This window comes from Chthoniobacterales bacterium (assembly GCA_035274845.1).
GTDB lineage: Bacteria > Verrucomicrobiota > Verrucomicrobiia > Chthoniobacterales > UBA10450 > AV80.
Genome location: DATENU010000009.1, coordinates 58,804 through 76,111, shown reverse-complemented (window position 1 = coordinate 76,111; position 17,308 = coordinate 58,804). Strand labels below are relative to the sequence as shown.

Below are 17,308 nucleotides of genomic sequence, written 5' to 3'. Positions count from 1 at the left end.
GGACCCTGGCTTGGGACCTCAGCGACGCTGCTGGGCAGCGAGGAGTTGAGGAAAGAGCAGGCTGGCGGGAGAGGTGGTGGTTTCGACGAAATGGGCCGCGGCCCGTTGCAGAGAACGCCACCGTTCCCAATCCAGGGGCGGCGCGCCGACGATGTGGCGTAGCAGGCTGCGCCATTCCATGAGTGCGCGTTCGATATCGCCGTGCCGGAGCGATTCGTTCGTCAGGCGATAGCGGGCGGCCGGATTCGTCGCCAGCTCACGGATCACTTCCGAAGCACCCGAACCATATTGGGGCGGCACTCCCATTTCCAAATAACCGGGATGATCGGCGCGTCCGTAAATCTGCTGGCAAAGAATGCCGAGCCTCCCGCCGAGCAATGCTTCTTCACCGGCGAACCGCGGGCCGGCGCGGATATTCGCGAGGTCGAACACGAGATCGTCGATGGGATAGGAGTTGTCCTCGAGCGCGGCCGCGATGGCGAGACCTTCGCCGGCCTGGAAGAACGAAAAGAGAACGCCCCGCAGGGTCGGCGTTCCATCTCCGGCGACAAGACCGAGCTGCCGCCAGGCGTAGGCCGGAGAACTGGTAATCGTCGTCGTGAGATCGTGTTCGAGCTCCGAACAATGCCGGCACACCATCGGCAACGCCTCGCGCTCCGGCGGCTCGAGCAGTCCGGCGCCGTGGGAGTCGATCAGCGCCGAAACCTGGTTGTCGGAGAAATCGATCCGCGCTGAGATCGTTTGGCCGCGCGTCAGGATTTCCGCGACCTGACCGCCCGTAGTTTCTGGAAGCAGCGGCGGCACAAGCTGATCGAATTCCGCGCGCGTCAGGGGCTGGAGCGGCGGTCTCTGACCGCCGGACGCGACTGGGCCAGATTTGCTTCGACGGTCAGAGACCGCCGCTACAGAAGAGAGCTTCTTGCGGAGCCATTTTACGGGTGCGATCGCGTCATCCGCCACGAGGGTGGCGAGCGGAATCTCGCGGCCGTAAATGCCGCGTTCGCGCAATTTGCAGAGGTTGCCGAAACCGCGCCCGTCGAGCATTCGTGGGACTTTCAACGCGCCAATCCATTGGTCGTTCTCACGCACAAGCAGCTGGCTCAATAAAACGTCGGTCAGTTTCGCCGGCTTTGGTTCCCATTCGCCGGCTGAATTCAGGATTTCCGTGATCGGCCGCCGGACGAAGCGGGCGCGCTCCGCGTCCACCCAGAGTCCGCAGGGCTTCGCTCCCGTAGCCAGCGAATGCTCGGCTCCGATCGGCACTTTCTGCACGCTGAAGAGCGAGTGGCTCAGGTTTACCGCCGCGGCGAACGGGATGTTGTCGCCGGGATCACCGGTCCCAGGTGCAGCCGCACCGCGCATGACGCTGATCAGGCTTGGCCAATCCACCTGGGTGGCGCGCTTCAATTTGCGCGGGCGCGAATCCCCGAGCCGCGGAATGTCCGGAAGCATCAAAACGTAGCCGACGTCATCAAGCCCGCGGCGGCCGGCGCGGCCGAACATCTGGAGCAGTTCGTCGGGCTCGACGTGCCGTTCGAAGTTCCCAGCTTTGTACCGCGTGTCGGTGATCAGGACCGACCGCATGGAGAAATTGATCCCGGCCGCGAGTCCCATCGTCGCCACGACTACATTCAGCTGGCCGGCTTTCGCCAGGGGCTCGATCAATCCGGCCCGGACCGCGTAACTCAGCCCGCTATGATGATAGGCAATCCGGCTCCGTAATAATTTCGCCAGTTTCTTACCGGCGAGCGCTTCCTGTTCAGCCGAGAGCGGCAACGGATCGCGCAACGACATCGCCGACGCGATCGCCTGCGCCATCTCTTCGCTGGCGTTTCGCCGCGGCGCGAACACCAGCACCGGCGCCAGTTCCGCCCGCAACGCTCTGCCAATCATGCGGGGCCAGAAACTCCTGCTCTGGACAAAAGCCGAGTCCGGTAAAACGCGGAGATCGATTTCCTCGAGCGGCACCGGGCGCTCTTCATGCGAGATCAGGACCGGATCGCGTCCGATACGCTGAAACCACGCGACCACGTCCTGCGGATTTTGGACGCTGCCGCTGAAGAGGAGCAGCTGCGTTTTCGGCGGCGCCAACGCCAGGGCCAGCTCGTAATGCACGCCGCGAACGGGATCGGCGATCATCTGATATTCGTCGACCACCAGCAAGGCCGGGCCGTCGAGGCGGAGAAAACGCGCCCGCTGGGTCTCGAGAGTGGCCACGAGAACTCTCGCGTCGAGGTTCAACGCCAGGTCTCCGGTCGCGATGCCCACATCCCAGCCGCGCGCACGCCATTCCGCCAGCTTGTCGTTCGCGAGAGCGCGGGTCGGAACGGTAAATATCGCCTGCCCTTTCAGCGACGAATACAGCAGCTCGAAGATATAGGTCTTGCCGGCCCCGGTCGGCGCCTGGACGACAACGTCTTTGCCCTCGCGAAGGGCGCGCACGGCCTCCTGCTGCCAGAGATCGGGTATGATCAGGTTGACCTCGAGCCCCTTCAACATTCGCCAAGATGATTGCGTCACGGGCCGCATTCAAGATAGGCGAAATCCCTATGGGTGAACGGCGCTATTCTGCTAGCGGAATTTCGGTCCTTACGTAGAATCGGGTCGCAGTGAGCAAAACGCACCCGGCTGAGAGTTCCAGAATCGCGACGGGGATCTCGGGCTTGGACGATATCCTCGGCGGCGGCCTTCCCGCGCGCCGCCTTTACCTGATTCAGGGCCAGCCGGGCAGTGGCAAAACTACGCTCGCCTTGCAATTCCTTCTCACCGGAGCGCGCGCCGGCGAAAAGGTCCTCTATATCAGCCTCTCGGAGACGCGGGAGGAAGTCGAAGAAGTGGCCCGCTCCCATGGGTGGTCGTTGGACGGTGTCGAAATCGTTGAATTGTCCGCGATCGAGAAACAGCTGGAACTCTCAGAGCAAAACACGCTCTTTCGTGCTTCGGAAATTGAGCTCACGGAAACCACCAAGCTCCTTCTTGAAGCGGTCGATAAAGTCCGGCCAACGCGGTGCGCTTTCGATTCGCTCTCGGAGCTTCGTTTGCTTTCGCATGATGCGCTGCGCTACCGGCGTCAGATCCTGTCCTTCAAACAATATTTCGCGGGCCGTAATTGCACGACGTTGCTCCTCGACGACAGCAGTGGCGAAGGGACGGACAGCCACGTCCTGAGCCTCGCCCACGGGGTTTTGGTTTTGCAGCAGCTCGCGCCGGAGTACGGCGCCGCCCGGCGGCGGCTCACGGTCCAGAAAGTGCGGGGGACGACCTATCGCGGCGGGTACCACGACTACGTCATCCAGACTGGCGGCATTCAAATTTTCCCGCGGCTGGTCGCGGCGGAGCATCACCGCCATTTCACAAACGAAAACCTGAGCTCTGGGCTTCGGGAATTGGATGCGCTCCTGGGCGGCGGCCTGCCTCGCGGAACCAGTACGCTCTTTTCCGGACCGCCCGGTTCGGGCAAATCGAATGTCGCTCTGACCTACGCGATGGCCGCCGCCCGGCAGGGCGACAAGGTGGCAATTTATACTTTCGACGAAAGTCTGCCGGTGTTGTTTGCCCGCGCCGCCGGTCTTAATTTCGGTCTCGAGCAAATGGTGGAGGACGGGATGGTGAGCGTCACCCAGATCGATCCCGCCGAATTATCGCCGGGCGAGTTAACCACCCGGATCCGCTGCGCCGTTGAGGAGAAAGGCGCCAGGGTTGTCTACATCGACAGCCTGAACGGTTATCTGCATTCCATGGGCGAACGCTACGTTAATCTCCAGCTTCACGAGCTCATCACCTACCTGAACCAACAGGGCGTCGTTACCATGATTGTGATCGCCCCCAGCGGCATGATGGGCCAGATGCAAAGCCCGATCGACGTGACCTACCTGGCTGACAGCGTTTTGATGTTTCGTTTCTTCGAAGCCGATGGCGCCGTACACAAGGCTATCTCGGTGGTAAAGAAGCGCACCGGCCAGCACGAGAACACCATCCGCGAACTTTTCATCGATACCGCCGGAATCCGGGTCGGCCCGCCGCTGGATCGGTTTCGCGGGGTCTTGACGGGCGTTCCGGTTCTGGCCGATAAAAAACAGGAAAAACGGCGACGCGCGTCCGGTCGCCGCGTGAATGAAAAGAAAAAAAGCTGACGACTCTTCCGGCGCCGTTTTGATAACCGCCCCCCTCGGCAAGGATGCGGTTCTGGCCGCGCGCGTCCTGGAAGGCGCGGGCATTCGCGCGAAGATCTGCGACCGGCTTCAGGATGTTGCCGCGCGACTGGACGACAACACCAACGCCATTCTCGTGGCGGCAGAAGCGCTCGTCGCCACCGATGTCCCGTCGCTTTTGGACCGGCTCGAAGAGCAGCCGCCCTGGTCGGACATTCCACTGATCATACTCACCGGCAGCGGTGGCGGCGATGAAGCAAGCGGCCGCGCCCTCGAAATCTTCGGCCCAACGGCAAACGTCACCCTCCTGGAACGGCCGCTTCAGGCCGTGACCCTGGTCAGCACCCTCACCGTGGCGTTGCGCGCACGCCGACGGCAACACGAGGTCCGCGACCTGATCGAACAGCGCGAAACGGTGCTCGCCGGAATCAGCGATGCCTTCTCCGCCCTCGATTTCGAATGGCGCTACACCTTCGTGAACGACAAGGTCGCTGAGCTCGCTGGAGTGCCGAAGGAGAAACTGCTGGGACGAGTTATCTGGGAAATCTTCCCCGACGCGGTGGGCGGAGAATTTTTCCAGCGTTGTCAGCAAGTCATGAAAACGCGGGTCCCGGCGCACGGCGATTTTTTCTACGCGCCTTGGGCCCGGTGGCTCGACACCCGGATCTATCCGACGAAAGACGGGATCGTCATTTTTCGGGCCGACATCACAGACCAGAAAAAACAGGAAGCGCTGGCGAAGGAGCGCGAGACCAGGTTGCGGGAAAGCCAGGAGCGGCTCCAGCTCGCCACCGAGGCGGCGGACATTGGCACGTTCGATTTTTTCCCGAGCACCGGGCAACTGCAATTCTCGAATCGCAGCCGGGAAATGTTCGGCATTCCGCCGGAAATGAAGTTGACCTACGACACCTATCTGGCGGCCGTCCATCCGGACGATCGCCACATCGTCTACGAAACCGTGGCAGGCGTCCGGCGGGCCGAGAGCGGCGGACGCTTCGCCATCGAATATCGAACGATTGGAATTGCCGACGGCCGGGAACGGTGGGTCGCCGAACGCGGACGGGCGCTGATCGATTCCGAGGGCAACGTGACCCGTTTCATCGGGACGATGCTCGAGATCACAGACAGAAAGAACGCTGAGATCCTGCTGGAACGGGCCAAGAACGACGCCGAGGAGGCGAACCGCGCCAAAGACCGTTTCCTTGCCATGCTCTCGCACGAGCTCCGCACGCCGTTGACGCCTGTTCTAATGACGATCGCGTCCCTCCGGCGCGAGCCGAACCTGACGGACGAACTTCGGCGCGATCTCGAGGTTCTTCACCGCAACGTCGAGCTGGAAGCGCTTTTGATTGACGATCTTCTTGACCTGACTCGCATTGCCCACGGAAAATTGGAGCTGCACGAGGGCGCGGTTGATATTCATGCGACGGTCGAGCACGCGCTCGGCATTTCCGCCGGCGATCTGAGCAGGAAAAAAATCCAGGTCGTCCGGCGCTTCGAGGCGCGGGAGCATCATTGCTGGGGGGACCCGGCCCGCTTGCAACAGGTGTTCTGGAACCTGGTGAAGAATTCCGCGAAGTTCACCCCTGAAGGCGGTCGCATCGAAATCTCCACTCGGAATACGGGCACCCACGAGATCGTTTTCGAGATCAACGACAACGGAATTGGGATCGAGGAGAACGTGATGCCACGAATCTTCGATGCCTTCGAACAAGGCGGCGGCACCGTCACCAGCAAATATGGCGGTCTCGGACTCGGGCTCGCGATTTCTAAACGGGTCATCGATCTGCATCGCGGCACGATCGAAGCCTACAGCGAAGGAAAAGGGCGGGGCGCGAAATTCACCGTCACGCTCAATGCCATGGAAACTTCGATGCTGGAAGGGCCGGTGTTGTTCCTCGAAAGCGAGCCGCCGCGGATCAAACACGTCGAGATTCTTTTCGTCGAAGACCACGAGGACACCGCCCGCGTGCTTGGACGGATTTTGCGCAACGCCGGATTCGGGGTGAGCCACGCCGGAACCGCCGCCGAAGCGCGAGCGCTCGCCGCCGGGCGACGATTCGATCTGGTGATCAGCGATCTCGGTCTGCCGGACGGGAGTGGACTCTATCTCATGAAAGCATTGCGCGACGCGCAAGGGATGAAAGGAATCGCGTTGAGCGGATTCGGAACCGACGAAGACGTGGCCGCGAGCCTTGCAGCAGGTTTCTCAGCGCACTTGACCAAGCCGGTCGATTGGGAACGGCTGCGCGTGGAGATCGAGCGCCTCACGCCTGCGAAAGATTCGGTCGCGCGGACCGCAGCGTAGGCGTCTAGTTTTTCCCAAGCAGCATTCGCTGAAGGGAGGCGCCGGCCTCGGCGCGAACGGCAACCGGCGCGACCTGGGGCGGCGCGTGATAATTGTGACAGGTCACGCAATCGGACGAGACTTTTTTCGTTTGCGGGCTGTGGCATGCGACGCAATTCGCTTTCGCCGGCATGAGCACGTCCGATGTTTCGCGACTCTGGCTCGCCCGATGACAATCGTCGCACTTCACGCTCGCGTGTTTCGCGTGATTGAAATGGGCCTGCGGCATCCACCGGTCCACCAGGATTGGTTTCGTGACGACTGGCGCGTTGCCGACCGTCTTCACCTCGTGACAAAAAGCGCACCCGGCAAAGTTTGCGCGCGTCATGGCGGCGGTTTCGCGTTGCGGCTTGTAGGGACTGGTTTCGAAAAAGACCGCGCGTTCAAACTCGGCGTCGCTCCCGAACTGGGCGCGTAACTGGTTCATCTGCTGGTCAACGAACGTTTTCACGTCGGCATAACGCCCCGCGCCCTGCTGGGGGAACCGGGCAAAATTTGCATACTGTGCCGGCAAGGTTCGCAAAAATGTCCGGACCAGATTGACGTCGCCGTGGGGGAGATGGAGCTGCGGATTGTTCTTGTCGAAGACCAGGGCATGGCACGCCTGGCAGTTGGCGTTGAAACTGACTCGCTGATAAAAACGGCCGCCTGGCTCGGGTTTGTGGCAGTAGTTGCAATCCAGCTTCTGGCCGTTCACCGGCGGAATATCCGCGGCGAAATGGCGTTGATGATTGAAACGCAGGACATCGGGATCGCGCGCCTTTTCCTGGATGAACTGAAACTCCGGGTGCGCCCCCTCGAACGACGAAAAGACCTTCGTGTAACCGCGAGCCGGCCGCGGCGGTTCCAGGACGACCTGCTCGGGCGGGTGGGGACGCAGATGAAACAGGGCCGGGGAGAGCGTTGCCCCTTTCTTGGCCGAGGCCTCCATGATTCCCGCATCGTTGTGGCAGGAGGCGCACTGCAGGTCAGCCACCCGTTTCATCGGCCCGGGCCCGAGATGCTCCTGGTGACAGATCGAGCACTGACGATTCTCGACCACGTTGGGCTGGTGCAGGTCGTATTTCTTGGGAGCGCCGAACGGCGGATGCTTTTCATGGCAATCCTGGCACTTGCGATCGATCGAACTGAAATCGATGCCGCGGTGGAACCGGTCCCTGATGATACTTTTGAACTTCGCCAGCGTGAAATCGTTCTGGAGCGCCGCTCCCTTGTCGTGACACTGCACGCAATCCCGGGCAATGGTGGCGTGACCGCTCGAAATCGTCCCGGAGCTAAAAAATTCTTCGTTACCCCGTTTTTGAAATAGAAAGATGGCGGCGAGGCCGCCGGCGATGGCGACGAAGCTGACGCACCAGCGCGCCACTCGCCAGGGATGTTTCCGTTTGTAATAAGCGAGGTTGCCTTTGTAGCGCTCCGCGATCTGTTTTTGGGTGCGTCCGGGCGTGGCCATGGCTCAGCGATGCATCAGCATCCTCGTAATCGTGCTCGTGCTCGTGCTCGATCTGAACGGCGATTCGATCACGAGCACGAGCAGGAGCACGATTACGAAGAGGGAGAGCATCAGTAGTAAAACAAGGTCACGAAGGCGTGCCAGATCGTGAGGAGCACGAGCAAAAACGAAAACGGCACATGGACGAAAAGCCAGCCGTGCAGCCAGTGATGCAGGCGCACCTGCAGATCGAGCATTCGGCGTTCGTCGCACCACGCCTGGATCTCTTCGACCCGGCTTCGGTAGGTTTCGGTCACGCGTAGTTTTATGAAACGAAATGTGTCGTCGCAAAAACGCGGGTTATTGAACCGCATCCGTTGGCCGCGGCGCGCCTCGAGATAAGGAAGAACCTGGCGTTCGATGAACTCAACGAGGATCTCTTCGGACGCTGGGTCAGGCGGTGGAGCGGGCTTGGCGGCGGGCTTTGGGGCGGCGGCTGGTTTTGCGGCAGCGGCAGGCGCGGCGGCCGGTTTCGCAGCAGCGGCAGGCGCGGCGGCCGGTTTGGGCGCAGCCGCAGAAGCGGGAGGCGGCGGGGCGGGAGGTTTCGCCGCTGCGGCGGGCGCGATCGGTGGTGACGGCGCCGGTTGATCGCCCGCTGGAACTTCAGCGCGTGCCACCGGCGCGCCCGGCGGATCGCTTTGCACCCGCGCCGTTGGCGTACCGATGGTCTCCGCTTTGGGTGGAGCGGGCGTGACGGCGGCGTTGGGGATCGACGGTGGCGGGGGCGGAGTCGCTGGCTCAGCGGCTTTGGTTACTGGCTCGGCGGTCGGGGCCGAGCCAGTCGCCGATTTCGCGCGAGCAGCAGGTGTTTCAACGCCGCTCTTCGTCGAAGCCATCGCAGCGGCGGGCGCCGCAACGGCTTTCGTTGCGCTCGGTGCGGGCGCGGCGGCCTCCGGTTTCTTCGGCGGTGCGGGCCGGAACGAATCGCGCATCTTTCCGGCTGCGACGGCGAGCTGCGAACGGATGTGCGGAATCTGCTCGTAAACGGTTTCGGCCGGGAGGCGTTCCTTCATCAGGCGCGGCATGATGTGCTGGAGAAAGAGCCCGTAAAATCCACTCACCATCACCACGGCGTAGAGCACCATGAGCAACGTCGTCATCGCACCGCCGAGACGGAAACCACTGTGAAAGAGCACCAGCGGGATCGTCAGGATCGTGAGCCAGATATGGGCCCGCAACCACCGCTGGACCGTCCCGACCCGCCAGAGCGGAATCTTTTTGCGCAAGCTGAGCAGGATCGCGAAGACAAAAATCGCGAGCGAAATCGAGCCGAACCAAAGCCCGAGCGGCGTCCCGCCCACGGTGTGATGTTCCGTCGTTTGCTGGATCCACGAAGCCGGCAGCGGAATCCACACCGGCAACGACGCCGGATGGAAATTACCGACATAAAGAATCCCCGCCGCGATCGTCGCCAAAACGACAAACACGATCCAGGGAACATGCTTCCAGTTGTTGATCCGCATGGAAAGATTTCAGATTGCAGATTGCAGATTGCAGATTGAAAGCGTGGTATCGCCGTTTTCCCCAATCTGCATTCTGCAATCTGAAATCTTCAATGGTTCAGTGCGTGTGTCGGCTTTTGTATCGTTCCGCTGGCGTCCAGTTGTCATCGAAAAGCCGGTTCTGCATTTCGAGCGCATCGCCGAAAAAGCGCTGGGGATCGACGCGCTTCGCAGCGTCGTGCGGGCAGGCATAAACACAACTTGGCACCGATAACTGCGTGCAGAGATCGCACGTGTTCGCCTTGAGAGCGGTCGACTTCTTCTTCTCGATCTTCACCGTCGGCGGAATGTTTGGATTCGGCGATTTCACCTCGGTCCGGACTTCCTTCACCACATCGAACGGGTGCATGTTGATGTTGCCGTATGGGCAAAGCTCCGCGCATTTCGTGCAACCGATGCACCAATCCTCGATGATGATCTCGAGGTTTTCCTTGCGCCGGATCGATCCCACCGGGCACTGCGTCATGCAAAGCGGATCGCGGCAGGAGCGACACGCCGTGGCCACCAGGAAATGGTCGTAGCGCAGGCCGTCGCGGAGGAGGCGCGAGACGCCGTCGTGCGCTTTGGCGCAGGCCTGCACGCAGGCGTCGCAGCGGGTGCAATTGTCGAGATCAATCAGGAGAAGGTTCTGCGCTTCGAACAAGCCCTGGTTGAGGTAATCGTCGAGCCCCAGGCCCGCAGGCGCCACCCGGGCCTTCGTCGCCTCCATGCGCGCCTGCGCGACCGGCTCGAGCTGCGCTTTTACGCCTGGAAACTGTTCCAGCATGAGATTGAACTCGACGCCGGGAATTTTCACCACGTCGACCGCGTCGAGCGCCGTGCAGGTGGCGATGCGTTTGATGGCGCGGAGCAGACCGATCTCGCCGAAATATTCGCCGCGACCAAGGTAGGTGCGGACCATCTCGCCTCCCGGCATCTGCTGGGATACGCGGACCATTCCGGAGCGAATGAGATAGAACGCGTCCGCCTCGTCGCCCTCCTTGCAGATCACGTCGTTCTGGTTGTAGGAGATCAGCTCGACCTTCTCCTTGAGGTAGCGAATGAACTCGTCGCCCACGCTGCCAAAGAGCGGAACACTCCGCAGATGAGTCTCGAGCGAGCGCTGCCGGTATTTCTCATCGAGCTGCGCTTTGAACGAGGTGCCCTTGAACGTCGGCGCCTTCACTTTCGAAGTCGCTTTCGACGCTTCGGAGACCTGCCGGTTGCCGACCAGCATGTCGAGGATCACCCGCAGCATCTCGACCATCACGCAGGGTTCGCGCGCGATTACGGTGGCCGAACGCGGTTGGAATGTGCGGCAGGTCATTTCGCCGAACAGCTCGCCCGGGCCAAGCTCCGCGATCGGTTTCGTCATCGGCAGATCGACGTTCGCGTCGATGCTAATAAACTTCCGCTCATGCGCGTCTGCGCGTTTGTCCTGCCCGTCGTCCAGCAGAATGCTTTTCATCCGCGCCATGCTCCGGCCGAACAAACCGGCGGCCGGCCGCGTCCGCAGATGCGCCATCGGATTCTGGATCGAAATGTCGACCGTGCCCGAGACGATGTAATAGGCAGTCGACCCGAACGAGCCCTCCACACAAACTGTGCCGCCTTTGGGATAACGCTGGAGGACTGCCGCGCCCTTGGCGTACTTCTCCAACTGCGCGCCGGGGATTTCCTTCAGGGCGGGCAGATACTCGACGAGTTTCTCGACGCTCAGCGGCTCACCCGAAGTTAGTTTACCCTCCGTTTCGTCCATCGCGCTTGCGGGGATGATACTCAGCCAGCCCTTTCCCGGGAAAGCATATTAAGAATGGAGCCGGCGCGCCCGATGGAGCCGGCGCGCCATCGCGCCGGAGGGATTGCGCAACGCTGACCCCCAACGGCCTGGGGGCAGGCCGTCTCCAATGGGCCGGAGAGCAGGCCGCGCCAATGGATTATACGGGAACCGCGTTTCCGGCGAAATGGAGAAGCTCGAGAATTTCGCCGCGTAGCTGGAGAAAAGCCGGGCTGCTTCGGTCGCGCGGACGATCCAGCGAGACGGGTATCGTCCGCTCGATTCGCCCCGGGCGTTGCGTCATTATAACAATGCGATCGCTCATATAGATCGCTTCGTCGATGTCGTGCGTGACCAGGAGCATCGTGGTCCGGCGGGCCTGCCAGATCCGAAGCACTTCATCCTGCATGCGCATGCGGGTAAAGGCATCGAGCGCCCCCAGCGGCTCGTCGAGCAGCAGGACCTTGGGATGATTGATCAAGGCGCGGGCGAGCGCGACTCGCTGGGCCATCCCGCCCGAGAGATGATGCGGATAGGCGTCCGCAAAACTTTCGAGGCCAACCAGCCGCATGAATTCGATCACTTCATGGCGTTTCTCCGGCAAAATGTGGCGCGCCACCAAACCCGCCTCGATATTTCGCCGGACCGTCAGCCACGGGAATAAATTTGGGTCCTGAAAGACGAGGCCGCGCTCGGCGTTCGGGCCGGTAATCGATTCGGCGCCGACCATCAGCTCGCCGGAGTCCGGCGAATCGAGGCCGGCAATGAGCCGAAGCAAAGTCGATTTCCCGCAGCCACTCGGACCGACCAGCGAGCTAAGTTCGCCGGCCGCGAGCGTGAGCGAAACATTGTCGAGGGCCAGGCGCCGCTCTGAGGTATCGTCAGGCGCCGGAAATGTTTTGGTGACGTCGCGGACTCGGAGCGACGACGCCTCGATCCCTGGGTCGGCTACCATTTGATGACCCCTTTTTGCCAGACCAGCATCCGGTCCCGCACTTTGAAGAGCACTGTCATGATCGTGGAAAAAAACGCGGCCATGATCACGAGCGCGGCAAAAACTTTGCCGTATTCGGCCCACCCCTGCGCCCAGGCGACATACCAACCGAGTCCCGATTTCACGCCGACGGTTTCCGCCACCACGAGGGTTAGAAACGACGCCCCCAACCCCATAAAGAGTCCGATGAAAATGCTCGGGAGCGCCGCGGGAATCGCGACTCGAAAAATCAAGTAGCTCCGCCCGGCCCCGAGAGTGCGCGCCACGTCGAGATACGAGGCCCGCGTGTTCGAAATGCCGGATGCGGTCAGCATCGTTACCGGAAACCAAACGGCGAGTCCGATCAGGGCCGCCGCGGAAATAACCGCGGAAGGCGAGACCACCATGGCCAACGGAATCCAGGCGGTCGCCGGAATCGGCCCGACGATCTTCAGGATTGGCATTCCCCAATAACGGACTGGCGTCGACCAGCCAATGAAGATCCCGCTGATGAGGCCGGCGACGACCCCGAGCGCGTAACCGCCGAGCAACAAAACCAGCGAGTGCCACGTGCTGTCGAATAGAAGAGCCCGATCGTTAATCAGACTTTGGAACACGGCTGCGGGACCCGGAAAATACGGGAGCGGCAGCAGGCGAAACCCGGACGTAATCAGTTCCCAGGCGCACAATGTCAGCAGGGCAGCGGCAAAGATCGGCCCGGCTTGGCGCATCCGTTTTCTCAAACCCGGCAGCCATAGTTGCGCGATCGCGAGGAGGAGCGAGACCGCGAGAAAGTTCAAAAGGAAAACGAAATAGGATCGCGTTTCCATCGGCGGCTCCGTCTTGGAAACGAACCAGTGCACCGCCAGGCAAATGAGGTTCGCGATTGGGACCGGAAGCCAGGTTCGCCAGCGTCGGCCTTCCCGTTCGGCCGAACGATCGGCCAACGTCGCATCCGGTCTCGCCTGGTTTATTTCTGCTCCGCGACGACTGGCTTCTTGCAACATGAATCTTCGTGGTCGGCGAGAATTAACTCCGCGTAAAGGCGGATGTCCTGATCGGGAGGTATTTGGCCGCCCGCCACTTTCTCGACTGTCAGATTGTTGATCCATTCGTCCGTGACGCCCTCGAGATGAACGAACGCCTTTTTCGCCAGGGCGGGAACATCGGTGCTCGGGCTCAGCATGCCCGCCACTTTCATCTCCGCCGCGGCCGATTTCACAGCGTCGTCCGCGCCGCTGACGCTCGGAACATAACGGAGGTGGGAGATCGCCACGGTGTTCAGCTCAGGATTTGAGGCGAGATACTTTTTCTCGACCGACAACCGCGCCGCCGCCGCGGGGTTCGCCTCCACCCATTTCGCCCCTTTCAACAACGCCCGGGTCGCGGCCGCCGTGTTCTTTGGATTCGCGGCCAAATATTTGCCGTTCACGATCACAGCGCAGCAATACTCATCTTTGTAGGGCGAATCCGCGGCCTGGTCCGCGACATTGCGCACCTTCCCGTCCGCCAGAAGCAAACTGCCGATTGGTTCCGCGTTAGCGACCGCGTCGACTTCGCCCTTGTCGAGCGCGAGGCCGAGCTCGCCGGCGGGGAAAACCCGCCAGCTCACATCCTTGCTGGCGTCGATCCCATTCGCACCCAGGACTCGATTCGCAAAAATAAACGGCGGCGTTCCCATTCCCGGCACGCCGATCCGCTTGCCGCGCAGGTCCTGGACAGTGCGGATATCGCCCTTGGTCGATGACTGGACCCGGAGACAACCCTTGTGAATGCCGGCCGTGAACCGGACATCGAGGCCCTGTTCGATCGGCTTCAGGAAATACATCACCAGGTGATGGGTGATGTCGTAGCCGCCAAGCGCGAGCACGTCCTTGTAGTTGGCCCATTCGCATTTCACCAGATCGACCTCGAGACCTTCCTCCTTGAAGAATCCGTTCGCGACCGCGCTGAAGATCGGCGCCTCGCAGGTCAGTCCGATATAACCGACCCGAATCCGGTTCGACGTGCCGCCGGTTGAGGCGCTCTTCCGGCACCCGGCCACGACCATGATCGTCATCCCGGCCACGAGTATTGATTTCGGAAAACGCATGCGGCCCATAGAGTTAAATCAAATACCGCAATACTCCAGCCCGAAGAACAGGCCGCTCTTCGGCCGCTCTTCTGTAACGATCTCCTGAGCGGCTCTTCTGTAGCCGCTTCGCTGTGCGAAGCGAGAGAGCGGCATTGCCTCGCGAATCGCTGATTGGCATAATCTCTCGGCCCTCCAGTGAAGAAATACCCCCAGGTTCCTCCGTGGCTTCATTTTCTTTTTCCAGCCGACCCCATCTTCTTCGTAACGGCGTGCACGTATCGCCGAAGGCCCTTGTTGACGACGGACGCAGTTCACAACGCGTTCATGCGTTTTTCCCAACGTGCTTACGACGAAAATGGCATTGCCGTCGGCCGGTACGTCATCATGCCCGATCACATCCACCTATTTGTCTGCGGTCCGCCGGACTTCGAGCTCGGTCGATGGATGGGAATTCTGAAACAATGCTTGGAGAAAGCCGCGCCAGCTACGGCGTCGCCCACAGGGCGACGGCTACAGAAGCCATTCTGGCAGCGGCGGTTTTTCGATCATGTCCTGCGAAGCGAGGAGAGCTACTCGCAAAAATGGAATTACGTCCGCGACAATCCGGTTCGAGCTGGTTTCGTTACCGACGCTGATGACTGGCCGTACGCCGGCGAAATCATCGTCATCGACCGCGTGTGAGCCTGCTTCTGTAGCCGCTTCGCTGTGCGAAGCGTGAGAGTGGCTTTGTGGCAAATCCGGCGTCGCCCGCAGGGCGACGGCTACAGCAGTTGATACGGATCGACATCCACCGCGGCGAGAACGTCTTCCGGCAAGGGCAGCTTATCCAACGTTTCGCGGACGAGCCGGGTCAGGCGCATGATCGCTTCGCCGCGGAGCAAGACATGGAAACGAAATTGCCCCTGCAATTTTTCCAGCGGCGCCGGCGTGGCGTCCCCCACCAGGAATTCGGCGCCGATATTTTCTCGTAAGCGGCGGGCGATCGTCTCGGCGGAAAGCTTGGCCCGGCCCTCGTGCGCGGAACGGACCGTGATCAGGATCACATGCCGAAACGGCGGGAAATCACAGCGCTCTCGAAATTCCAGTTCCTGCTCGAAATAACCGGCGAAATCGTGCTGCCGGGCGAACTGGATCGAGGGGCTGAACGGCGTGTAAGTCTGGACAAACACTTCGCCGGGCGTCTCTCCGCGACCGGCGCGACCCGCCACCTGAGTGAGCAATTGGAAAGTCCGTTCGCCGGCCCGGAAATCGGGGAGATGCAGCGCCAGGTCGGCGTTGATGATCCCGACCAGGGTCACGTTCGGAAAATGGAGCCCCTTGGCGATCATCTGGGTGCCGACCAGGATGTCGATCTTGCCGGCGCGAAAAGCGTGGAGCGTCTCGCGATAAGCGTCCTTGCGCGACATCGAGTCGGCGTCCATTCGGCGGACGGCCGCGCCGGGGAAGATTTGTGTGACCGTCGCCTCGACCTTCTCGGTGCCGAAGCCGGCATAGATCAGCGCGTCCTGCGAACAGGCCGGACATTTCTTCGGCACGGCGGCGGTATGCCCGCAGAGATGGCAGCTCAACCGGGCGGCGTGCCGATGAAAGGTGAGCGCGACGCTGCAATTCGGGCATTCGCGCGCTTCGCCGCAATTGCTGCAAAGCAACGAAGTCGAGAAACCGCGCCGGTTCAGGAACAGGATCGTCTGTTCGCGTTTCTCCAGGCGCTGCGTGATCGCGTTCCGTAAGCGCTCGGACAAAATCGGCGCGATCTTTTCCTTTCGGCGTTCCTGGCGCAGATCGACGATCCGCATCAGCGGCATCTGGCAGTTGTCCACGCGCTGGGTGAGTTTCAGGAGCCGATACTTCCCCTGGACCGCGTTGTGATAGCTCTCCAGCGACGGCGTCGCCGTGCCGAGCAACACCGCGCAATTTTCCAACTTCGCCCGCACCACCGCGACGTCCCGGGCGTGATAGCGCGGCGCTTCTTCCTGCTTGTAGGAAGTCTCGTGCTCTTCATCGACCACGATGAGTCCGAGATTTTCCAGTGGCGCGAAGACCGCGCTGCGGGCCCCGACTACGATGCGCGCGCGCCCGGCATGGATCTTATGCCATTCATCGTGCCGCTCGCCTTCGGACAAATGGCTGTGCAATACCGCCACCATCTCCTGCGTTTCGGCAAATCGGGACTTGAACCGCTCCACCGTCTGCGGCGTAAGCGAAATCTCCGGAACGAGGACGATGGCCGTCTTGCCGCAAGCCAGAGCCGCGCGGATGGCCTGCAAATAGATTTCGGTCTTTCCGCTTCCGGTTACGCCGTGAAGCAGGACCGGCTTCGCCTTTGCCGGATCGACCAGATCTCCTTCGATCGTGCGGAGCGCGGCAGCCTGTTCGGGATTCAAAACGAGATGGCTCGATGCGACGAATTCCTCCTCACCGTGGGGGTCGCGCGCCACGGATTCTTCGTGGAGGCGAATGAAGCCGCGCTTTTCGAGGGCCCGGAGCGTCTGGTTATCGAGCGCGTTCCTTCGCAATAGTTCCGCGGCGGGGGTTGCTCCGCGCAATTTCGAGACCGCCTCCAGCAGTTGCGCCTGTTTCGGGGCGCGGCGTCGCAGTTTTTCGATCTCTTCGGCGGCGATCTCTTTCGCGGCGCTGACAAACAATTGTTTCTTCCAGCTCACCTCGGCGCGGCGAATCACCTGCGGCAGAAGGCTCCGCATGACCGTCTCGATCGGGCAACAATAATACACGCTCATCCAGCGCCCCAGCTCGATGAGCTTCTCGTTCAGAATGGGCGCGTCGCCCACGAGCGCTTCGATCGGACGAATCCCGGTCGCCTCGGTGGTTTCCAGCAATCCGACAACCGTGGCGAGCGCCGAGCGTTCCCGAAACGGAACCCGGACACGCGATCCGATGCCGACCTTTTCCAGAAACGATTCGGGAATCGCGTAGTCGAGTTCCCGCTGAATCGCCCGGTCGATGATCACGCGGACGAAGGAGGGTTTGGTAGTCGGCTCAGCGTTGGTCATCC

11 protein-coding genes are annotated in these 17,308 nt (G+C 61.4%); 3 read left to right on the top strand and 8 right to left on the bottom strand.

What is annotated here, in order from left to right:
- Positions 1–18: 18 nt before the first annotated feature.
- Complete coding sequence (locus tag VJU77_04020) at positions 19–2,520, bottom strand: DEAD/DEAH box helicase (protein HKP02509.1); 2,502 nt, start codon at positions 2,518–2,520, stop codon at positions 19–21.
- 89 nt (positions 2,521–2,609) lie between these two features.
- On the opposite strand from VJU77_04020, the gene VJU77_04015 reads away from it, so the two are divergent.
- Positions 2,610–4,133 carry an ATPase domain-containing protein gene (locus VJU77_04015; GenBank protein HKP02508.1) on the top strand — a complete coding sequence of 508 codons (1,524 nt, stop codon included), beginning with the start codon at positions 2,610–2,612 and terminating at the stop codon, positions 4,131–4,133.
- Positions 4,114–6,459 carry an ATP-binding protein gene (locus VJU77_04010; protein ID HKP02507.1) on the top strand — a complete coding sequence of 782 codons (2,346 nt, stop codon included), beginning with the start codon at positions 4,114–4,116 and terminating at the stop codon, positions 6,457–6,459. Before VJU77_04015 ends, VJU77_04010 begins: the two co-directional genes overlap by 20 nt.
- 4 nt (positions 6,460–6,463) lie before the next feature.
- Here VJU77_04010 and VJU77_04005 read toward each other — a convergent pair whose 3' ends face one another.
- From VJU77_04005 to VJU77_03980, 6 genes are all read right to left on the bottom strand, one after another.
- Positions 6,464–7,951, bottom strand: a complete 1,488-nt coding sequence (locus tag VJU77_04005) for a hypothetical protein (GenBank protein HKP02506.1) — start codon at positions 7,949–7,951, stop codon at positions 6,464–6,466.
- A gap of 110 nt (positions 7,952–8,061) precedes the next feature.
- Positions 8,062–9,453: a hypothetical protein gene (locus tag VJU77_04000; protein ID HKP02505.1), complete on the bottom strand. Its 1,392-nt coding sequence runs from the start codon at positions 9,451–9,453 to the stop codon at positions 8,062–8,064.
- Positions 9,454–9,550: 97 nt separating this feature from the next.
- A complete protein-coding gene (locus VJU77_03995; GenBank protein HKP02504.1) occupies positions 9,551–11,230 on the bottom strand; it encodes a cyclic nucleotide-binding domain-containing protein in 1,680 nt (559 codons plus the stop codon).
- A gap of 178 nt (positions 11,231–11,408) precedes the next feature.
- On the bottom strand, positions 11,409–12,203 hold the full coding sequence (locus VJU77_03990; protein ID HKP02503.1) for an ABC transporter ATP-binding protein: 795 nt from the start codon (positions 12,201–12,203) through the stop codon (positions 11,409–11,411).
- Positions 12,197–13,051, bottom strand: a complete 855-nt coding sequence (locus tag VJU77_03985) for an ABC transporter permease subunit (GenBank protein ID HKP02502.1) — start codon at positions 13,049–13,051, stop codon at positions 12,197–12,199. Before VJU77_03985 ends, VJU77_03990 begins: the two co-directional genes overlap by 7 nt.
- Before the next feature lie 140 nt (positions 13,052–13,191).
- Positions 13,192–14,313 (bottom strand): ABC transporter substrate-binding protein, encoded by a 1,122-nt coding sequence (locus VJU77_03980; GenBank protein ID HKP02501.1) that lies wholly within the window; start codon positions 14,311–14,313, stop codon positions 13,192–13,194.
- 177 nt (positions 14,314–14,490) lie between these two features.
- Between VJU77_03980 and VJU77_03975 the strand changes: the two genes are divergently transcribed.
- A complete protein-coding gene (locus VJU77_03975) occupies positions 14,491–14,976 on the top strand; it encodes a transposase (GenBank protein HKP02500.1) in 486 nt (161 codons plus the stop codon).
- Positions 14,977–15,056: 80 nt separating this feature from the next.
- Here the strand turns inward: VJU77_03975 and priA are convergent, their stop codons facing one another.
- Positions 15,057–17,306 carry a primosomal protein N' gene (priA, locus tag VJU77_03970; protein ID HKP02499.1) on the bottom strand — a complete coding sequence of 750 codons (2,250 nt, stop codon included), beginning with the start codon at positions 17,304–17,306 and terminating at the stop codon, positions 15,057–15,059.
- Between the last annotated feature and the right edge of the window lie 2 nt (positions 17,307–17,308).

What these genes read in the sequence shown, in the direction of transcription:
- VJU77_04010 (HKP02507.1), top strand. Translation starts at nt 4,114, where the DNA reads ATGAAAAGAAAAAAAGCTGACGACTCTTCCGGCGCCGTTTTGATAACC.
- VJU77_04005 (HKP02506.1), bottom strand. Translation starts at nt 7,951, where the DNA reads ATGGCCACGCCCGGACGCACCCAAAAACAGATCGCGGAGCGCTACAAA.
- VJU77_04000 (HKP02505.1), bottom strand. Translation starts at nt 9,453, where the DNA reads ATGCGGATCAACAACTGGAAGCATGTTCCCTGGATCGTGTTTGTCGTT.
- VJU77_03995 (HKP02504.1), bottom strand. Translation starts at nt 11,230, where the DNA reads ATGGACGAAACGGAGGGTAAACTAACTTCGGGTGAGCCGCTGAGCGTC.
- VJU77_03990 (HKP02503.1), bottom strand. Translation starts at nt 12,203, where the DNA reads ATGGTAGCCGACCCAGGGATCGAGGCGTCGTCGCTCCGAGTCCGCGAC.
- VJU77_03985 (HKP02502.1), bottom strand. Translation starts at nt 13,051, where the DNA reads ATGGAAACGCGATCCTATTTCGTTTTCCTTTTGAACTTTCTCGCGGTC.
- VJU77_03980 (HKP02501.1), bottom strand. Translation starts at nt 14,313, where the DNA reads ATGCGTTTTCCGAAATCAATACTCGTGGCCGGGATGACGATCATGGTC.
- priA (HKP02499.1), bottom strand. Translation starts at nt 17,306, where the DNA reads ATGACCAACGCTGAGCCGACTACCAAACCCTCCTTCGTCCGCGTGATC.